This is a genomic window from Bartonella schoenbuchensis R1 (assembly GCF_002022685.1).
GTDB classification, from domain to species: Bacteria; Pseudomonadota; Alphaproteobacteria; order Rhizobiales; family Rhizobiaceae; genus Bartonella; species Bartonella schoenbuchensis.
This window is the reverse complement of record NZ_CP019789.1, coordinates 161212-178736: the sequence shown is the minus strand read 5'-3', so window position 1 is coordinate 178736 and position 17525 is coordinate 161212. Positions and strand designations below refer to the sequence as shown.

The window sequence follows — 17525 nt, the reverse complement described above, 5'->3', positions numbered from 1 at the left end:
GGAATGCATCATGAAGCAGTCGCATCTTAAGAATACACTTTCTATTTCTCCCCAAAAGGTTTTTATCAAAACCTACGGCTGTCAAATGAATACTTATGACAGCCAACGAATGAATGATAGTCTTAGTGCCGAAGGTTATGTAACTACACAAACACCAAATGATGCTGACCTTATTCTTGTTAACACCTGCCATATTCGTGAAAAAGCAGCAGAAAAACTTTATTCTGATCTTGGTCGCTTGCGGATGATACGTCAAAAACGTGCACCTGATAAACCTTTAATAATTGGTGTGACGGGCTGTGTTGCACAAGCCGAAGGAGATGAAATCTTGCGTCGTGCGCCAACAGTAGATCTTGTTGTTGGACCGCAAATGTATCATCGCTTGCCAGAGTTATTAAAACAGGCCAAACAAGGAAAAAAAATCGTTGAAACGAATTATGCTGTTGAAGATAAATTTACTCATTTACCACCTCATAATAAACATGCTGTGCAAAAACGGGGTGTTAGCGCATTTTTAACAATACAAGAAGGATGTGACAAATTTTGCACCTTTTGTGTTGTTCCTTATACACGGGGTGCTGAAACATCACGACCTGTTGAACAAATTACTCATGAAGCCATCCAACTTATTGAAGCTGGTGTCAAAGAAATTACGCTTTTGGGGCAAAATGTAAATGGCTGGCATGGACAAAGTGCTAATGGCAAAACTTGGCGCCTTGGTGACCTTCTCTATCATCTTGCCAAACTTGATGGTTTAAAGCGTTTGCGTTATACAACCAGCCATCCACGTGATATGGATGACAGCCTTATTGCTGCACATCGCGATCTTGATATGCTTATGCCTTATCTGCACCTTCCTGTCCAATCTGGTTCAGATCGTATCTTAAAAGCAATGAATCGCCAACACAAAAGTATTCATTATCTTAAACTTATTGAAAAAATTCGTACCGCACGACCAGATATTGCTTTTTCAGGCGATTTTATTGTGGGATTCCCAGGTGAAACTGATGAAGATTTTGAAGAAACCATTAAACTCATTAAACAAGTGGGTTACAGTTCAGCTTATTCTTTTAAATATTCCCCCCGTCCTGGAACACCTGGTGCAACAATGAAAAACCATGTCGATGAAACTGTGAAAAATTCTCGCCTTCAACGTTTACAAGCACTCCTTCTTGACCAGCAACATACATTTTTACGTTCTAAAATTGGTCAAAAAACCAATATCCTTATTGAAAAATCTGGTCGCCATCTTGGGCAAATGGTAGGTCGCTCTCCTTGGCTTTTACCTGTTGTTGTAGATGCACAAGTCTCTACAGGCACTATTATGGAAATTCATATTAAAAATGCGAGTCCAAACAGTTTCGTCGGAGAAAAAGTGAATATTTAAAAACACTCCTAAAGTTTTGTTCAAAGTATTAACTTAAAAAACTCTTTTATTTTTAAAGAAAAAAATTATATCTTAAATGTATCATACTTAAACAACACAGGAGAATAGGTTGAAAGTATCAACCGAAAAACCAAAACACATTAAAAAGGCAATAAATGCCTCCCCCAAAAACATTAATATCTTTGAAAAAACGAGCTTATCGGAAACTGATCATATTGTTTTAACTTTTGAAAATAACAACTATGCAAAAATGGTTTTTGGAAAATTCGATGAAAATCTTTCTTATATTGAACAAAAACTCGGACTTAACATTTACCCGCGCGGTAACAAAGTTTCAATCCGTGGAAGTGCTGCTGCTACAAAACACGCGCAATATGCATTAGGCCAGCTCTATAAACTAGCAAAAACACGTCAAGAGCTTACTTTATCAGATACAGAAAGTGCACTCACTATGGCAAATTTGCCAAATGAAAAGCAAAAGTCTCCAAAAACAATTCAATCTACGACAAAACATGTACCAATACAGTTGAGCACTCATAAAAAAACAATCTATCCTCGCACCCCAACGCAAGAGGCTTATCTACGAGCAATGGAGTGTTCTGAGCTTGTTTTTGGTATAGGTCCAGCAGGAACCGGCAAAACATATCTTGCTGTTGTTCACGCTGTAACGCTCTTAGAACGCGGTATTATTGAACGAATTATCCTCTCACGTCCTGCAGTTGAAACTGGGGAACGTCTTGGTTTTCTTCCTGGTGACCTCAAAGAAAAAGTTGATCCCTATTTACGCCCGCTTTATGACGCCCTTTACGATATGATGTCTGCTGAAAAGGTAGAACGCATTTTAGCTTCTGGAGTCATAGAAATTGCTCCTCTTGCTTTTATGCGCGGACGAACACTTGTTCATTCAGCTATCATCCTTGATGAAGCACAAAATACTACACCCATGCAAATGAAAATGTTTCTCACACGTCTTGGAGAAGGAGCGCGTGTTGTTGTTACAGGTGATATAAGCCAAATTGATCTTCCGGCAGGGCAAAAGTCAGGTTTAACAGAAGCAATTCGCATTCTTTCAGATATAGAAAATATTTCGATCGTTCGTTTTGACGAAAAAGATATTGTACGCCATCCTCTTGTTGCTGCTATTGTCCGCGCTTATGATCGCGATTCTGGCAAACAAGCAAAAAAGTATCATTCTAATGATCTTGATTGAAAAATGAATTAAATCCACCATGATTACTATTGATATAACTATTGAAGATTCTGAGTGGGATAATGAGGACGTACTTTATGACATCACCACAAAAGCATTAACCACCACAATGCATCATTTATCATTAAACCAAGTAACAAGTGAACTCAGCTTGCTTTTTACAAATGACGATCACATAGCACAAATCAATGCACAATGGCGCTCTCAAAACAAACCCACCAATGTTTTATCCTTTCCTGCTTTTCCTCTCAAAGTTGGACAAAATCCTAAACCTATGCTTGGTGATATCATCATTGCAAGGGAGACTATTATGAGAGAAGCAAAAGAAGAAGGGAAATCATTTCAAGACCACCTGACGCATATGATTGTTCATGGCCTCCTCCATCTTCTTGGTTACAATCATGAAACAAATGATGAAGCTAATCAAATGGAAATGTTAGAAAGAGAAATCCTCAGCAAGCTTTCCATAAAAAATCCCTATACTGAGTTACTTTAAAATGATAAAAATCAAACTTTAAAAACCGATATTATACAATAAAGCTTAAAACATCTTACGCGTTATATTATAAAAAAAAGGCTTAGAAAATCTTAGGACCATGGTGGATAAAATCAATACACACAATAACAACCAAATATCTTCTCATACTGAAGGAGCCTCCTCTCAACGAACAAATCATATAGAAAAAAATTCATTTCTGAGCCATTTGTTTTCATTCTTACGTGGACGTAACTCCACATCACTGCGTGATGATTTAACTGATGCCCTTGCTGCTCACAATGAAGATGACGCAACACTCTTCTCACCCGAAGAGCGTATTATGCTGCACAATATCTTACGCTTGCGTGAAACACGCATTGATGATGTGATGATCCCACGCTCTGAAATCGAAGCATTAGAAATAAATACCCCTCTTGGGGAAGCTCTCGAATGTTTCGAAAAAATTGGTTATTCTCGTATGCCTGTTTATGCTGAAACTTTAGATGATCCACGAGGTATAATCCATATTCGTGATATTCTTAGTCATATAACCCGCTTTATTACCAGTTCAACTTCCAACAAAAATGGGCAAAAATCTGTTCCACTTCAGTTAAACCATACAGACGGTTTAGATACCCCAATTGGTAAACTAGATCTTATTCGGACGGTTTTATTTGTTCCAAGCTCTATGCTTGCTAGTAAATTATTAACACGTATGCAAGCTACACGAACACAAATGGCTTTGGTTATTGATGAATATGGTGGCACAGACGGTTTAGTTTCTATGGAAGATATTGTTGAGCTCATCGTTGGTGATATTGAAGATGAACACGACAATATCAACAATGTTATTGTGCGTGAACCCGATAATAAATGGCTTGTTGATGCAAGAACTGAATTAGAAGATGTGGAAAAAGCTCTCGGTCCTGATTTCATTGTAGGAGAATATGGTGATGAAGTCGACACCATTGGTGGTTTGATTGTTTCCATTCTTGACCGCATTCCTTCAAAAGGTGAAATCATTGAAGCTATACCTGGCTACAAATTCCGTATTTTAGAAGCTGATAAACGCCGGATTAAGCGATTACGCATTGTTCGTATCCCAGAAAATGAGCACTTAACTGAAGAGGCTACTTTAAAAGGGTGATGATCAAGTGCTTGTTAATAAGCTCACAGCTTTTCTACTTTCTATCACTGGCTGGAAACGGCAAATATGTGTTTTTTTATGTGGTGCACTCACATCTTTTGCGCTCCCACCTTTTTACTTGACACCTGTCAGCTTTTTAACTTTTCCTGTCTTTGTTATCTTACTTGATGCAATCTATGCTATTCAAAATCTCAAAAAACGCCTTTTGATAAGTGCATTAACCTGCGGAAATTTTGGCTTTGGTTATTTTGTTTGCAGCCTTTGGTGGACAAGCAATGCTTTATTGATAGATCCGATTACTTATGCTTGGACAATACCATTTGTTGTTTTTGGTCTTCCTGCTTATCTTGCTCTTTATTGGGCTTTTGCTGGTCTTATTGTTGGTTGGTTATGGACAAAAGGGATAGCACGCTTCTTTGTCCTTGCTTTTGCACTGGGACTAGCAGAATGGCTACGCGCCATCTTGTTTACAGGATTTCCATGGAATGCACTTGGCTATACGGCTATGCCAACCCCGATACTCATGCAATCAGATATGATTGTAGGGCTTTACGGAATGAACATTCTTGCTGTTTTAGTCTATAGTTTACCTACAGTTTTATTCACGAATGAAAAAAAGAAATCTGCACTTATTCTTTGTTTTCTACTTACATTAACCCATAGCTTCTTTGGATTTTATAGACTGAATACAGCACCTAATATCGCTGATTATCAAAAGAGTAGTTATTGGGTACGCATTGTTCAACCCTCCATCCAACAAAATAAAAAGTTAGACAATGCTACACCTGAAGATATATTCACAGCTCATCTAAATTTAAGTATAATGTCAGAAACTGATCAAACTTTAAAGCCTGACTTTGTCGTATGGCCTGAAACATCTGTTCCTTACATTCTCACAGGTACTTCTGCTATCACAATGCGCATTGCCTCACTTCTTAAGCCACAACAATGGGCTATTATTGGTGCTGTGCGAGCCAATACTGACTCCCCTAATGCCCAAACACAATATTTTAATACAATTGAAGTCATTGACGCCAAAGGCAATATTCTTAACGCTTCCGATAAACTCCATCTGGTCCCTTTTGGTGAATACCTCCCCTATCAAAGTTTATGGAATAAAATTGGATTAAATGCCATTGCCGATAAAATTGGTGGATATAGCTCTGCTTCTGAGCGCCAAACTGTTATGATGCCAAATGGATTTTCTTATCTTCCTCTCATTTGCTATGAAGCCATATTTCCCCATGAAATGACTTTTAAAGGCCCTCCTCCTCAAGCAATTATTAACGTTACAAATGATGCATGGTTTGGCATAACACCTGGCCCCTATCAACATTTTCAGCAAGCACGGCTGCGTGCAGTTGAACTAGGAATACCTCTTATACGAGCAGCCAACAATGGAATATCAGCTGTGATCGACCCTTATGGACGAATCGTTGATGCTCTTGAACAAAATGCTATTGGTTTTCTTGATTCTCCGATTCCATCACCAATTATTTTAATATGGAACAATGAATACAGAATATTCTCTACTTTCATCTTATTCATTCTTATGCTATTGTGCCGTATTAGTTTTGGCTTTACAAGACGACCTTAATGATTGAGTGCTTATGTATAATATCATGTTATGCGTACCAGTAACGTTGGGGAAAAGTATTACATATTATCCTAATTTATGATAAACTAACTTTACGTGCATCTAATATTGATTTGGAAACAAAGCGCTGAAAATAAAGAGTTGCAGTATGACCGAAACTAGAAAAAAGCCCGATCCAATAGATGTTTATGTTGGCACTCGTATTCGTTTACGTCGTAATATGTTAGGTCTTACCCAAGAAAAATTAGGTGAGCAATTAGGTATTACTTTTCAGCAAATCCAAAAATATGAAAAAGGTACAAACCGTGTTGGTGCAAGTCGCCTTCAAGCAATTGCAGAAATTATGGATGTTCCTGTTTCTTATTTTTTTGATAAAGGCATTACTCAATCCGTAGAAGGTTTTGCTGAAAGCGAGAGTAATTTCATGGATTTTTGCTCTAGCAGCGAAGGAATCCAATTAATGCGTGCTTTTACTAATATACTTGATGCTAAAGTACGTCGAAAAATCATTGATTTAGCAAAAGCTCTTTCTGAAGAAGATCAAACAAATAAATTATAAGAATAAAAATACATTTTTCCTTTAATATCGCCTCATAAATCAGCATTGACGATTTGCCATAGGATTGGCAAATAGAGCAAACTTTAAATAAATAATAAGAAAGTGCCGGTTTTCTTTTTTGAGGGAGTTTTTATGCCGCATCAAAATTATTTTTTCACTAGTGAATCAGTATCCGAAGGGCATCCTGACAAAATCTGTGATCGTATTTCGGATGAAATCGTTGATATGGTTTATAAAGAAGCGCAAAAAACTGGAACTGATCCATGGTTAATGCGAATCGCTTGTGAAACTTTAGTAAGCATAAATCGCGTGGTTATTGCTGGTGAGGTGCGTGTTCCTGATACGCTCTTAAAAAGAGACAAAAATGGAGAATTTATTTATGATAAAATTGGTTCTCCGATCATCAACCCTACTCATTTTCGTACAGTTGCACGTCAAGCTATTCGTGCAATTGGTTATGAACAGGCAGGTTTTCACTGGAAAACGGTTAAAATTGATGTTCTTTTACGTCAACAATCGGCTGATATTGCACAAGCGGTTGACAATGCAACTGATCGTCAAGGCCAAGAGGGAGCAGGCGATCAAGGTATTATGTTTGGATATGCTTGCCGTGAAACACCAGACCTTATGCCTGCACCAATCTATTATGCGCACAAAATCTTAGAGCTTCTTGCCATAGCGCGCCATAAAAAAGAAGGAGAAGCTGGAAAACTGGGGCCAGACGCTAAAAGTCAAATAACAATACGATATAAAAATGGAAAACCTATAGAAGTAACGTCTATTGTTCTTTCAACACAACATTTGGATGAAAGTTGGGATTCAAATAAAGTACAAACAGTGGTTGAGCCTTATATTCGCCAAGCTTTACGTGATATTCCTATTTCTGATGAATGCAGTTGGTATATCAACCCAACAGGCAAATTTGTTATTGGCGGGCCTCAAAGTGATGCAGGGTTAACAGGACGCAAAATCATTGTTGATACTTATGGTGGTGCAGCGCCCCATGGTGGAGGGGCGTTTTCAGGTAAAGACACAACAAAAGTCGACCGTTCTGCAGCATATGCTGCACGCTATCTAGCTAAGAATATTGTTGCAGCTGATTTAGCAGAACGGTGTACTATTCAACTTTCTTATGCAATTGGCGTTGCACAACCCCTATCTATCTACCTTAACCTTCACGGAACAGGAAAAGTAGATGAAAATACTATTGAAACCGCAATCCGCAAAATAATGGATCTTTCACCAACAGGTATCCGAAAACACCTTGGTCTTAATAAACCCATTTACGCCAAAACAGCTGCTTATGGCCATTTTGGGCGCAAACCAGAACATGATGGTTCATTTTCATGGGAAAAAACTGATCTAATTGCAACGCTTAAATCAATGATTAAAGTGCCATGATTGCACATAAAACACGTATGAGCGAAGCTTTTTTTGGTCGCCGACAAGGGAAACGGCTACGAAACAATCAACTTTCGTGTATAAAAACGCTTCTCCCCACTCTTAATGTTGATTTAAATAAACCAGCGCCCTTAGAGTTAACATCTTTATTTGCTACTCAAGTAAAGGAAGTCCGGCTTGAAATTGGTTTTGGTGGAGGTGAAAATTTAATTCATGAAATGGAACGTTTTCCACAAACTGGTTTTATTGGCGTAGAACCCTTTATTAATGGTATGGCAAAAATATTGGTCCATATTGAAAAACACACACATTATCAAAATCATCTTCGCCTTTATGATAATGATGCCACACAACTTCTTGATTGGCTGCCAACAGCATCACTTGATGGAATAGACCTTTTTTATCCCGATCCATGGCCTAAAAAAAAGCATTGGAAACGGCGATTTATCAATACAAAAAACCTTAATCGTTTTGCTCGAGTTCTTAAGATAGGTAAAAAATTCCGTTTTGCCAGCGATATAGATACTTACGTTAATTGGACCCTATATCATTGCACACATCACGACAGTTTTGAATGGCAAGCAGAAAATCCTCAAGATTGGAAAAATCCCTACCCGTCATGGCAGAGCACCCGTTATGAAGCAAAAGCTTTGCGCGAAGGCAGAACACCTGCTTATCTCACTTTTATTAGAAAATAGCTGATAAAACACTTTACCATGGACGACTTGAAAAACTTTAAATTTAAGAATATAATGAAAACAATTCTTAATCTTGTGATAAGGAGTGGGTTATTTGAACCCGCTCTTTTTTAATATCAGTGGGTCAAAACAACTTGAATGATATAAACGAAACTGAAACAATAAATAACATTGACGAGCCGCGTCTGTTTAAAGAAGATGGCATCGAAGGGCGTGTGGCTGCTCTTGTCTCACCATTGCTCAAACCTTTAAGTTATCGTTTAATTCGCGTAAAATTCTCTGGTTTAAATGGCTTAACTCTTCAGATTATGGCTGAACGCACTGATGGCACCATGACAATAGAAGATTGCGAAATTATTAGCCGCACTGTTTCGCCTTTTCTTGATGTACAAAACATCATTGAACGAAAATATCATTTGGAAATCTCATCTCCTGGTATTGATCGTCCATTGGTAAGAAAATCTGATTTTTTCAAGTGGCAAGGACATGTTGCAAAAATTGAAACTGGTGTTGTTATTAATGGACGCCAGAAATTTCGTGGCACACTAACAAATATTACACAAAATAGCTTTACCTTAAATACCGATAAAGCTTCTCACGGAGAAATAGCGGATGTTTTGATTCCCTTCGCTGATGTTACAAATGCGCGTCTAGTGCTCACTGATGAACTTATTCGCGACGCACTGAAAAAGATAAAGAGTTACGTCAACAGCTAATCCCTGAAGATAATTTTAACACTTTAACCGAAAAAACAAACTGTCAAAATTAATATTAATTAGGATCATTCCGCTTGGATGGTATAAAAAAGGAGAAAATCTATGGCTATAAGCGCTAACAGGCTTGAACTTCTGCAAATCGCAGATGCTGTTGCACGCGAAAAGTCAATTGACCGTGAAATTGTCATTTCTGCAATGGCTGATGCTATACAAAAAGCAGCACGTTCACGTTATGGTCAAGAAACCAATATCCGTGCTGAGATTAATTCTAAAACCGGTGAGATCAAATTACAGCGCTTGCTTCAAGTTGTTGATATTGTTGAAGATTATACAAATGAAATCGCTTTATCTGACGCCTTAAAACATCAAGTCGATATAAAAATTGGTGATTTTTTCTGTGACCCTTTACCTCCTATGGATTTTGGGCGCATTGCAGCGCAATCTGCCAAACAAGTTATTGTCCAAAAAGTACGTGATGCGGAACGTGACCAGCAATTTGAAGAATTCAAAAACAAAGTTGGCGAAATAATTTCTGGTACAGTCAAGCGTGTAGAATATGGTAATGTTATTGTCGATCTAGGACGTGGAGAAGCTATAATACGACGTGATGAGCTAATTCCCCGTGAGTCATTTCATTATGGAGATCGGATCCGTGCCTTTGTTAATGACGTACATCGTGAACAGCGAGGTCCGCAAATTTTCCTTTCGCGTACGCACCCTCAATTTATGGCAAAACTTTTTACCATGGAAGTGCCAGAAATTTATGATGGTATTATAGAAATTAAATCCGTTGCACGTGATCCAGGTTCGCGTGCCAAAATTGCTGTCGTTTCACGTGATGGCTCAATTGATCCTGTTGGAGCATGCGTTGGAATGAGAGGAAGTCGGGTTCAAGCTGTTGTTGCAGAATTGCAAGGAGAAAAAATTGACATTATTCCTTGGTCACCTGATGCTGCAACATTTATTGTCAATGCACTACAACCTGCTGAAGTTTCAAAAGTCGTTCTTGATGAAGATGCAGAACGTATTGAGGTTGTCGTTCCTGATGACCAACTCAGTCTCGCTATTGGGCGACGTGGGCAAAATGTTCGTTTAGCCTCGCAATTAACAGGGTGGAGCATTGATATCTTAACAGAACAAGAAGAATCCGAAAATCGTCAAAAAGAATTTAATGAACGCAGTAAGCTTTTCATGGAATCCTTAGATGTTGACGAAATGGTCGGACAAGTTATGGCATCAGAAGGTTTTGCTTCAATTGAAGAAATTGCCTATGTTGATCTTGAAGAAATCGCTTCTATTGATGGTTTTGATAATGAAACTGCTTCAGAAATTCAAAGCCGTGCACGCGAATACCTAGAACGCAAAGAAAAAGAATTAGATGAAAAACGTAAAAAACTCGGTGTTGCTGATGAATTGCGATCACTTCCTGGCATGACAAACGCGATGTTGGTTGCTATTGGTGAAGATGGTATTAAAACAATAGACGATTTTGCAGGTTATGCAGTGGACGACTTAATTGGCTGGCGAGAACGCAAAGGAGGTCAAGTTCAAAACTTCTCTGGTATCTTAACCCCATTTGATATTACACGTACTGATGCAGAAGCTATGATTTTAGCTGCACGTGTGCAAGCAGGTTGGATATGCCAAACTGATTGTGTCGTAGAAAATTCTACAGAAAATGAGAAAACAGATAACGTGGATGAAGATACACTTTAAAATAGGAGACACACTTTAAATGAATGAGCGGACCTGTATTGTGACAAAGAAGAGCGCTTCAACAGCAGCGTTGATCCGCTTTGTCGTTGGTCCAAACAATCAAATTATTCCCGATCTTAAAGCTAATTTGCCTGGGCGTGGTATTTGGGTCTCTGCTCATCATCACGCCATTGAAGAAGCAATTAAACGTAAAGCTTTTAGCAGAAATCTTAAAACAGATGTGGAGGTTGCTTCAAATCTTGCTAATATTGTGGATAAACTCCTCCTAAAGTCTGCCCTTGGGAGCCTTTCTATGGCGCGAAAAGCAGGTGCTGTTGTTACAGGTTTAACCAAAGTTGATTCTGCTATTCGCTCTGGTCAGGTTGCTCTCGTGCTGCATGCAAAAGAAGCTACGGAAGATGGTAAACGGAAAATTTTACAAGCAATCTATGCAATACAACAGAAAACGAATCAGGATATAAAAGCTTTATCTTTATTTACAAGCGATGAAATGAGTGTGGCTTTTGGAGCTAATCTTGTGATACATGCAGCCTTATTGAATACAAAATCTGCAGAGGGTTTTAGCAAAACGATAAACAAATTGATCGCCTATCGTAACGAGAAATACAATAAGCCTTGTGAGATGACGGCAAAAGCCGTGAAGGAAATACAATGAGTGAAAATAATAATGACAAGATAACAGCTAAAAAGACGCTGACCCTCAAACGAACAGGGCTGGAAACTAGTATGGTCAAACAAAATTTTAGTCATGGCCGTACAAAAGCTGTAGTTGTCGAAACTAAACGACGTAAAATTACACGTCCTGATGAAAAAGTTGAAACATCATTGTCAATTACTAAACCGCATGTGGCTCAACCACGTTCCAAACCGCGGTTTGAAGAAAAAGCAACGAGTAAACCTATAGCCCAAAAATCTGTGACTCAAAGTAATCTTTCATCAGCTGAAATAGAAGCAAGATTTCGCGCTTTAGAAGAAGCAAAAATCCAAGAACAGATAACGCGTCAACAAGCTGAAGAAAAAGAAAGACGTGCCAAAGAGCGTGAAGAAAGTTTACGTTTACAAGCTGCTCAAGAAAAACAAAACAGCAAGACAATCAACACACTGTTGTACAAACTCAAACTTTCTCTCCTGCAGTCTCTCTAACAGAACCAATAGAATCAGCAAAGGCAGCTGCCCCGTTTAAAAATACAGCTTCAATCGAAAAACGTGCCATAGATGACAATGAAGACGAAGAAAAGCGTAACCGTCGCGCTAATCTTTCCAAATCAGAAATACGTGCACCTAAAGCTGTAAAAGGTGCCGATGAACGCCGCCGCGGAAAATTCACACTTAACAGTGCCTTAGATGAAGAAGGCAGTGCACGTGGCCGTTCAATGGCTGCAATGCGCCGCAGACAAGAAAAATTTAAACGCGCTCAAAACCAAGAACCACGGGAAAAAATTTCTCGTGAAGTTATTCTTCCTGAAACTATTACTATCCAAGAACTTGCGCAACGTATGGCTGAGCGTTCCGTTGATGTTATTAAATTTCTGATGAAGCAGGGCCAAATGATGAAGCCCGGCGATGTTATTGATGTAGATACTGCTGAACTTATTGCTATTGAATTTGGTCATACAGTTAAATGTGTCTCAGAATCGGATGTAGAAGAAGGTATCTTTAATATAGCTGATGACCCTCAAAAAATGCGACCACGTCCACCAGTGGTAACAATTATGGGCCATGTCGATCACGGAAAAACGTCTTTGCTTGATGCTATTCGCAAAGCCAATGTTGCATCTAATGAAGCAGGTAGTATTACGCAACATATTGGTGCTTATCAAATTGAACACAATGGTCAGAAGATTACCTTTATTGATACACCCGGACACTCTGCCTTTACAGCCATGCGTGCTCGAGGTGCCCAAATCACTGACATTGCTATTCTGGTAATCGCTGCAGATGATAGTGTTATGCCGCAAACAATTGAATCAATCAATCATGCAAAAGCTGCTGGTGTGCCTATTATTGTTGCCATTAACAAAACTGATAAACCAACTGCTGATGCACAAAAAGTGCGCACAGAGCTTATGCAACACGAAGTTTTCGTGGAATCCATGGGTGGGGAAACTTTAGAGGTTGAGGTTTCTGCTAAAACTGGTCAAAATCTTGATAAACTTCTAGAAGCTATTCTTCTTCAAGCTGAAATTCTTGACCTGAAAGCAGATCCAGAGCGAACTGCAGAAGGTATTGTTATTGAAGCAAAACTTGATCGAGGACGTGGATCTATTGCAACTGTTCTTATTCAAAAAGGTGCATTGCATCTTTCCAATATTATCGTAGCAGGTAATGAATGGGGCCGTGTTCGTGCCTTGATTGATGATCATGGTAACCATATTAAAGCAGCAGGTCCTTCTACACCGGTTGAAATTTTAGGTATGCAAGGTACACCGCAAGCTGGTGACCGTTTTGCTGTTGTAGTGAATGAAGAAAAAGCACGTGAAATTTCTGAATATCGTCAACGATTAGCACGTGACAAAGCTGTAGCACGAAAAGCTGGTTCTCGTGGTTCTCTTGAACAAATGATGACAAAACTGCAAACCGCTGGCATAAAAGAATTTCCGCTTATTATTAAAGGGGATGTTCGGGGATCTATTGAAGCGATTGCATCAGTATTAGAAAAGCTCGGAAATGAGGAAGTATGTGCACATATTGTTCACTCTGGCACTGGAGGAATCACTGAAAGTGATATTTCTCTTGCTGCAGCATCTAATTCTGCTGTTATTGGTTTTAATGTCCGAGCTAATAAACAAGTGCGTGATCTAGCCGCGGCTCAAGGAATCGAAATTCGCTATTATAACATCATTTACGATCTCGTTGATGATGTCAAAGCAGCTATGTCAGGATTACTTTCACCAGAAAAACGTGAAACATTTCTTGGTAATGCTGAAATTTTGGAAGTCTTTAACATTACAAAAATTGGAAAAGTTGCTGGTTGTCGAGTTACAGAAGGTAAAATAGAACGAGGTGCAAGTGTTCGCCTCATTCGAGATAATATTGTTATTCATGAAGGAAAACTTAAAACACTTAAACGTTTCAAAGATGAAGTCAATGAAGTGCAAGTTAGCCAAGAATGTGGGATAGCATTTGAAAATTATGAAGATACACGTATAGGCGATATTGTTGAAATTTTCCGAGTCGAGCACATTAATCGCACATTATAAAATCACATGATAATTTTCCTCTTTATTAAATGAGAGAAATTTTTGGGTTGATGAATGGGTGCCTCTTTCCTTTTTAATTTTTTAAAAAAGTAAAGAGAAGAGAAATTGTAATAAAGGTTATGAGTTCAATGAAAAACACAGGCCCATCACAACGGCAATTAAGAGTGGGAGAACAAGTTCGCCACGTGTTAGCTCATATACTGCAACGAGATATTTTACTTGATGATGTCTTAAAAGGTGTTGTTATTTCTATCTCTGAAGTACGTATGTCAGCAGATTTGAAAATTGCCACTTGCTTTGTTTCTCCGCTCAGTACTATTCACGATATTTCTCATACTGCTATTATAGAAGTCTTAAATAAACACAGTCGTTTTATCCGTAAAGAAATTAGCCATCAATTGCGACAAATGAAATACATGCCTGAATTACGTTTTCGATTTGATAGTAGTTTTGATAATTTTTCAAAAATTGATGCTCTACTCCATTCACCTGAAGTAGCACGCGATCTTCTTCATAATGACGAGCCTGAAAATTAAAAGAGCATGGCACAACAACGCAAAAAAAAAGGTCGTTCTATCTCTGGTTGGGTAATTCTTGACAAACCAAAAGGAATGAGATCAACAGAAGCTGTCTCACAAATCAAATGGCTCTTTAATGCACAAAAAGCAGGGCATGCAGGCACACTCGATCCACTTGCTTCTGGTATGTTACCTATTGCATTAGGCGAAGCAACCAAAACTATTCCTTATGTTATGGAAGGTATCAAAACCTATCACTTTCACGTAGCTTGGGGAGAAGAGCGCTCAACAGATGATCTCGAAGGTGAAGTCATTAAAACAGCGACTCAACGTCCAACACAAGAAGATATCCTCGCCCTTTTACCTAAATATACAGGTGTTATTTTACAAACACCTCCAAAATTTTCTGCAATTAAAATTGCCGGAAATCGTGCTTATGATTTAGCCCGTGCAGGCGAAATTGTTGAAATTCCGCCCCGCGAAGTGAAAATTGAATCCCTCAAACTTACTGGAACCACCACACAAGGACATTCCATTTTTGAAATAACATGCGGAAAAGGAACATATGTACGCTCCTTAGCACGCGATATGGGACGTGATCTTGGTTGTTATGGATATATTGCTGACTTACGCCGTGTCGCAGTAGCTCCTTTTAATGAAAATGATCTCATTCCATGGAGTAAATTAGAAGCAGCCGTAACACATAAAGACGAAAAAAGAGAAAATTATGCATTTCCCAAACGGGATTTCTCTATACTTGATGAACTACTAACTGAAACAAAGGCTGCATTAGTTCATCTCCCTCATTACACCATAAACGAAAATCAAGTACAGCATTTAAGCACGGGCAATCCAGTACTCTTACGTAATCAAAATACATCCGTTGATGAAAGTGATGTTTGTATAATCTACAAAGACCAACTTCTCGCTATAGGTACTATTGAAAAAAACCAATTCAAACCAAAACGTATTTTCACAAATAGATGAACTTCTTTCTGCCTGCGATAACTTCTTTATGAAACGAAATATTCTCTTACACTTATTACGAACAATTGATCTATTTTACTACTTTATATCCAAGCTGTTCTACTAAAATCATTGCTCTGTAGGAAACTTCAAATATACCTCATCAGCCTGTGGTACTGTTTGCCATTCGATCATACGATGTACTCTTATACCATCGGGTGCACAATTTAATCGATCAAGATGTTTATTCACTTCTGCATCTGCTTTTATAGCCCGATAATTATGGCGTAAATAATCTACCCATGTTGGCATATGATAAACTTCTGTCCAATAGCCAGGTTTTTCAAGGTTACGTACAAGAACCCATTGGCGAGCACCATCACGTCGACGAATATGACGACGACGTGCCATAACTTCAAGAAATTCTTCAAGATCATTTTCATTGATTTGATAATCAATCATAATCATGATAGGGCCACTGCATGCTTCCAAGTCAAGCAAAACTTGTGGTTCTTTAAATTGATCAAGTGGATCAAAATCTATCTGAGGAATTTCTTGGATTTTAAACTTTATACCCGCAAGAGCCCCTAAAATTAAGAAGAGAGCACAAACACTCAAAGCCACTGTTGGAGAATAAGCATCAGCAAATACACCCCAGATCACACTACCAACTGCCATACCACCATAAGATGCAGTCTGATAAAGTGCTAAAGCACGTGCAACAACCCAACGTGGTGTGGAAAGTTGTACAGATGTATTAAACAGCGACAACGCTAAAACCCAGAATAAACCAGCAGGAAATAAAACAAGATGGCTTACAACAATTGAACGACTGATTGCTAAAACAAAGCAAACAAAAGAAAAGCCAATAAATGAAGTTGCAACAATCGTTTCTGAACTAAAACAATGCCGTATATACGAGTTAACAAAGCCAGCTGTAATCGCACCTATACCAAAACAACCAAGTAACGTACCGTAGAGAAGGGCACCTCCCCAAGAATGTCACATGCAACAATTGGCAATAAAGCAGAAACCGAAATCGTCCCGATACCAAAAAGAAACGCTCTGGCCATAACGTTTAAAAGATTAGGCGACATCACAACATAACGCAGACCATCTGCTATAGCCCCTAAAAATTTCTCTCGTGGCAATGGTAATGTATTGGTCTTATAGTTGGGTTTCCATACAAATAAAGTACTCGTTAAAGGAATATAACTCATAGCATTTAATAAAAAAGCCGCCGTTCCACCTAGAGCAGCAATAACAGCTCCTCCGATAGCAGGACCTATACTGCGCATTAAATTAAAACCAATACTATTTAGAGTAACAGCAGCAGGGATATTTTCTCTACTGACAATATCCCCCATTGTTGCTTGCCAAGCAGGATTATGAAAAGCAAGCCCACACCCAATCAAAAATGTGAAACACAGTAAAAGCCAAGGCGTTATCAATCCTAAATAGGATAAAACAGTCAAATTAATTGATACAATTATCATAACTATTTGTGCAAATAACATAATTTGACGCCGATTAAAATTATCGGCTAATGCTCCTGCCATCAGAGAAAAAACAACAAGCGGTAATACTGTAGCACCTTGAACAAGCCCAACCATGAAATGTGACGAACTAATCAAAGTCATCAACCAGCTTGCCCCTACAGCTTGTATAACAACTCCTAAATTAAAAATGAGATTCGCTGACCATAAATTTCGAAACATTGAATTTCGAAAAAGCTCTAACGTTGAAATTTTCTGCATCTTTTGTCTCCAAATCGGCAGTCTAATCTTCTTTTACCATAAACACATTGCGCAAAGCTGCAATCTTTCTCTCAAATAGATATGCCATATTTCATAAAATAGCCTTAAACTAAACAACTTTATTTCTAAAGAAGATCTTCAATATACTTTCAAGGGCTAGTATTTTGTTCTTCTT

14 protein-coding genes and 3 pseudogenes are annotated in these 17525 nt (G+C 38.4%); 15 read left to right on the top strand and 2 right to left on the bottom strand.

The features are described from left to right. Positions 1-10: 10 nt before the first annotated feature. From miaB to BscR1v2_RS08540, 12 genes and pseudogenes are all read left to right on the top strand, one after another. The gene (gene miaB / locus BscR1v2_RS00695; protein ID WP_078689362.1) at positions 11-1387 is read left to right on the top strand and encodes a tRNA (N6-isopentenyl adenosine(37)-C2)-methylthiotransferase MiaB; all 1377 of its coding nucleotides are present in this window, start codon (positions 11-13) and stop codon (positions 1385-1387) included. 109 nt (positions 1388-1496) lie between these two features. Then, positions 1497-2597: a PhoH family protein gene (locus tag BscR1v2_RS00690; protein WP_078689361.1), complete on the top strand. Its 1101-nt coding sequence runs from the start codon at positions 1497-1499 to the stop codon at positions 2595-2597. A gap of 19 nt (positions 2598-2616) precedes the next feature. Continuing rightward, a complete protein-coding gene (gene ybeY, locus BscR1v2_RS00685; RefSeq protein WP_078689360.1) occupies positions 2617-3093 on the top strand; it encodes an rRNA maturation RNase YbeY in 477 nt (158 codons plus the stop codon). A 100-nt stretch (positions 3094-3193) separates the two neighbouring features. Further along, positions 3194-4222, top strand: a complete 1029-nt coding sequence (locus BscR1v2_RS00680; protein ID WP_078689359.1) for a hemolysin family protein — start codon at positions 3194-3196, stop codon at positions 4220-4222. A gap of 7 nt (positions 4223-4229) precedes the next feature. Beyond that, a complete protein-coding gene (lnt, locus tag BscR1v2_RS00675; protein ID WP_078689358.1) occupies positions 4230-5819 on the top strand; it encodes an apolipoprotein N-acyltransferase in 1590 nt (529 codons plus the stop codon). Between the two features lie 148 nt (positions 5820-5967). Further along, positions 5968-6378 carry a helix-turn-helix domain-containing protein gene (locus BscR1v2_RS00670; RefSeq protein ID WP_010703292.1) on the top strand — a complete coding sequence of 137 codons (411 nt, stop codon included), beginning with the start codon at positions 5968-5970 and terminating at the stop codon, positions 6376-6378. Between the two features lie 132 nt (positions 6379-6510). Continuing rightward, entirely contained in the window at positions 6511-7779 is a 1269-nt protein-coding gene (metK, locus tag BscR1v2_RS00665; RefSeq protein ID WP_010703291.1) for a methionine adenosyltransferase, read from the top strand. Next, the gene (gene trmB / locus BscR1v2_RS00660; protein WP_078689357.1) at positions 7776-8477 is read left to right on the top strand and encodes a tRNA (guanine(46)-N(7))-methyltransferase TrmB; all 702 of its coding nucleotides are present in this window, start codon (positions 7776-7778) and stop codon (positions 8475-8477) included. Before metK ends, trmB begins: the two co-directional genes overlap by 4 nt. Positions 8478-8620: 143 nt before the next feature. Next, positions 8621-9246, top strand: a pseudogene (gene rimP, locus BscR1v2_RS00655) (ribosome maturation factor RimP). 49 nt (positions 9247-9295) lie between these two features. Further along, positions 9296-10909, top strand: a complete 1614-nt coding sequence (gene nusA / locus BscR1v2_RS00650; protein WP_078689356.1) for a transcription termination factor NusA — start codon at positions 9296-9298, stop codon at positions 10907-10909. A 19-nt stretch (positions 10910-10928) separates the two neighbouring features. After that, positions 10929-11564 carry an RNA-binding protein gene (locus BscR1v2_RS00645; protein WP_078689355.1) on the top strand — a complete coding sequence of 212 codons (636 nt, stop codon included), beginning with the start codon at positions 10929-10931 and terminating at the stop codon, positions 11562-11564. Beyond that, positions 11561-11965: pseudogene (locus BscR1v2_RS08540) on the top strand (translation initiation factor IF-2 associated domain-containing protein); the annotation flags it as partial. The gene BscR1v2_RS00645 and the pseudogene BscR1v2_RS08540, both read left to right, overlap by 4 nt. 58 nt (positions 11966-12023) lie before the next feature. Here the strand turns inward: BscR1v2_RS08540 and BscR1v2_RS08535 are convergent. After that, entirely contained in the window at positions 12024-12236 is a 213-nt protein-coding gene (locus tag BscR1v2_RS08535; protein ID WP_418214937.1) for a hypothetical protein, read from the bottom strand. Positions 12237-12282: 46 nt separating this feature from the next. Here BscR1v2_RS08535 and infB point away from each other — a divergent pair, with 46 nt between their 5' ends. The 3 genes from infB to truB all read left to right on the top strand — a co-directional run bounded on the left by infB (position 12283) and on the right by truB (position 15614). After that, positions 12283-14109 carry a translation initiation factor IF-2 gene (infB, locus tag BscR1v2_RS00640; protein ID WP_418214936.1) on the top strand — a complete coding sequence of 609 codons (1827 nt, stop codon included), beginning with the start codon at positions 12283-12285 and terminating at the stop codon, positions 14107-14109. A gap of 128 nt (positions 14110-14237) precedes the next feature. After that, positions 14238-14645 carry a 30S ribosome-binding factor RbfA gene (gene rbfA / locus BscR1v2_RS00635; RefSeq protein WP_078689354.1) on the top strand — a complete coding sequence of 136 codons (408 nt, stop codon included), beginning with the start codon at positions 14238-14240 and terminating at the stop codon, positions 14643-14645. Between the two features lie 6 nt (positions 14646-14651). Next, entirely contained in the window at positions 14652-15614 is a 963-nt protein-coding gene (truB, locus tag BscR1v2_RS00630; protein WP_078689353.1) for a tRNA pseudouridine(55) synthase TruB, read from the top strand. A 108-nt stretch (positions 15615-15722) separates the two neighbouring features. Here the strand turns inward: truB and BscR1v2_RS00625 are convergent. Next, positions 15723-17350, bottom strand: a pseudogene (locus tag BscR1v2_RS00625) (MFS transporter). Positions 17351-17525: the final 175 nt, after the last annotated feature.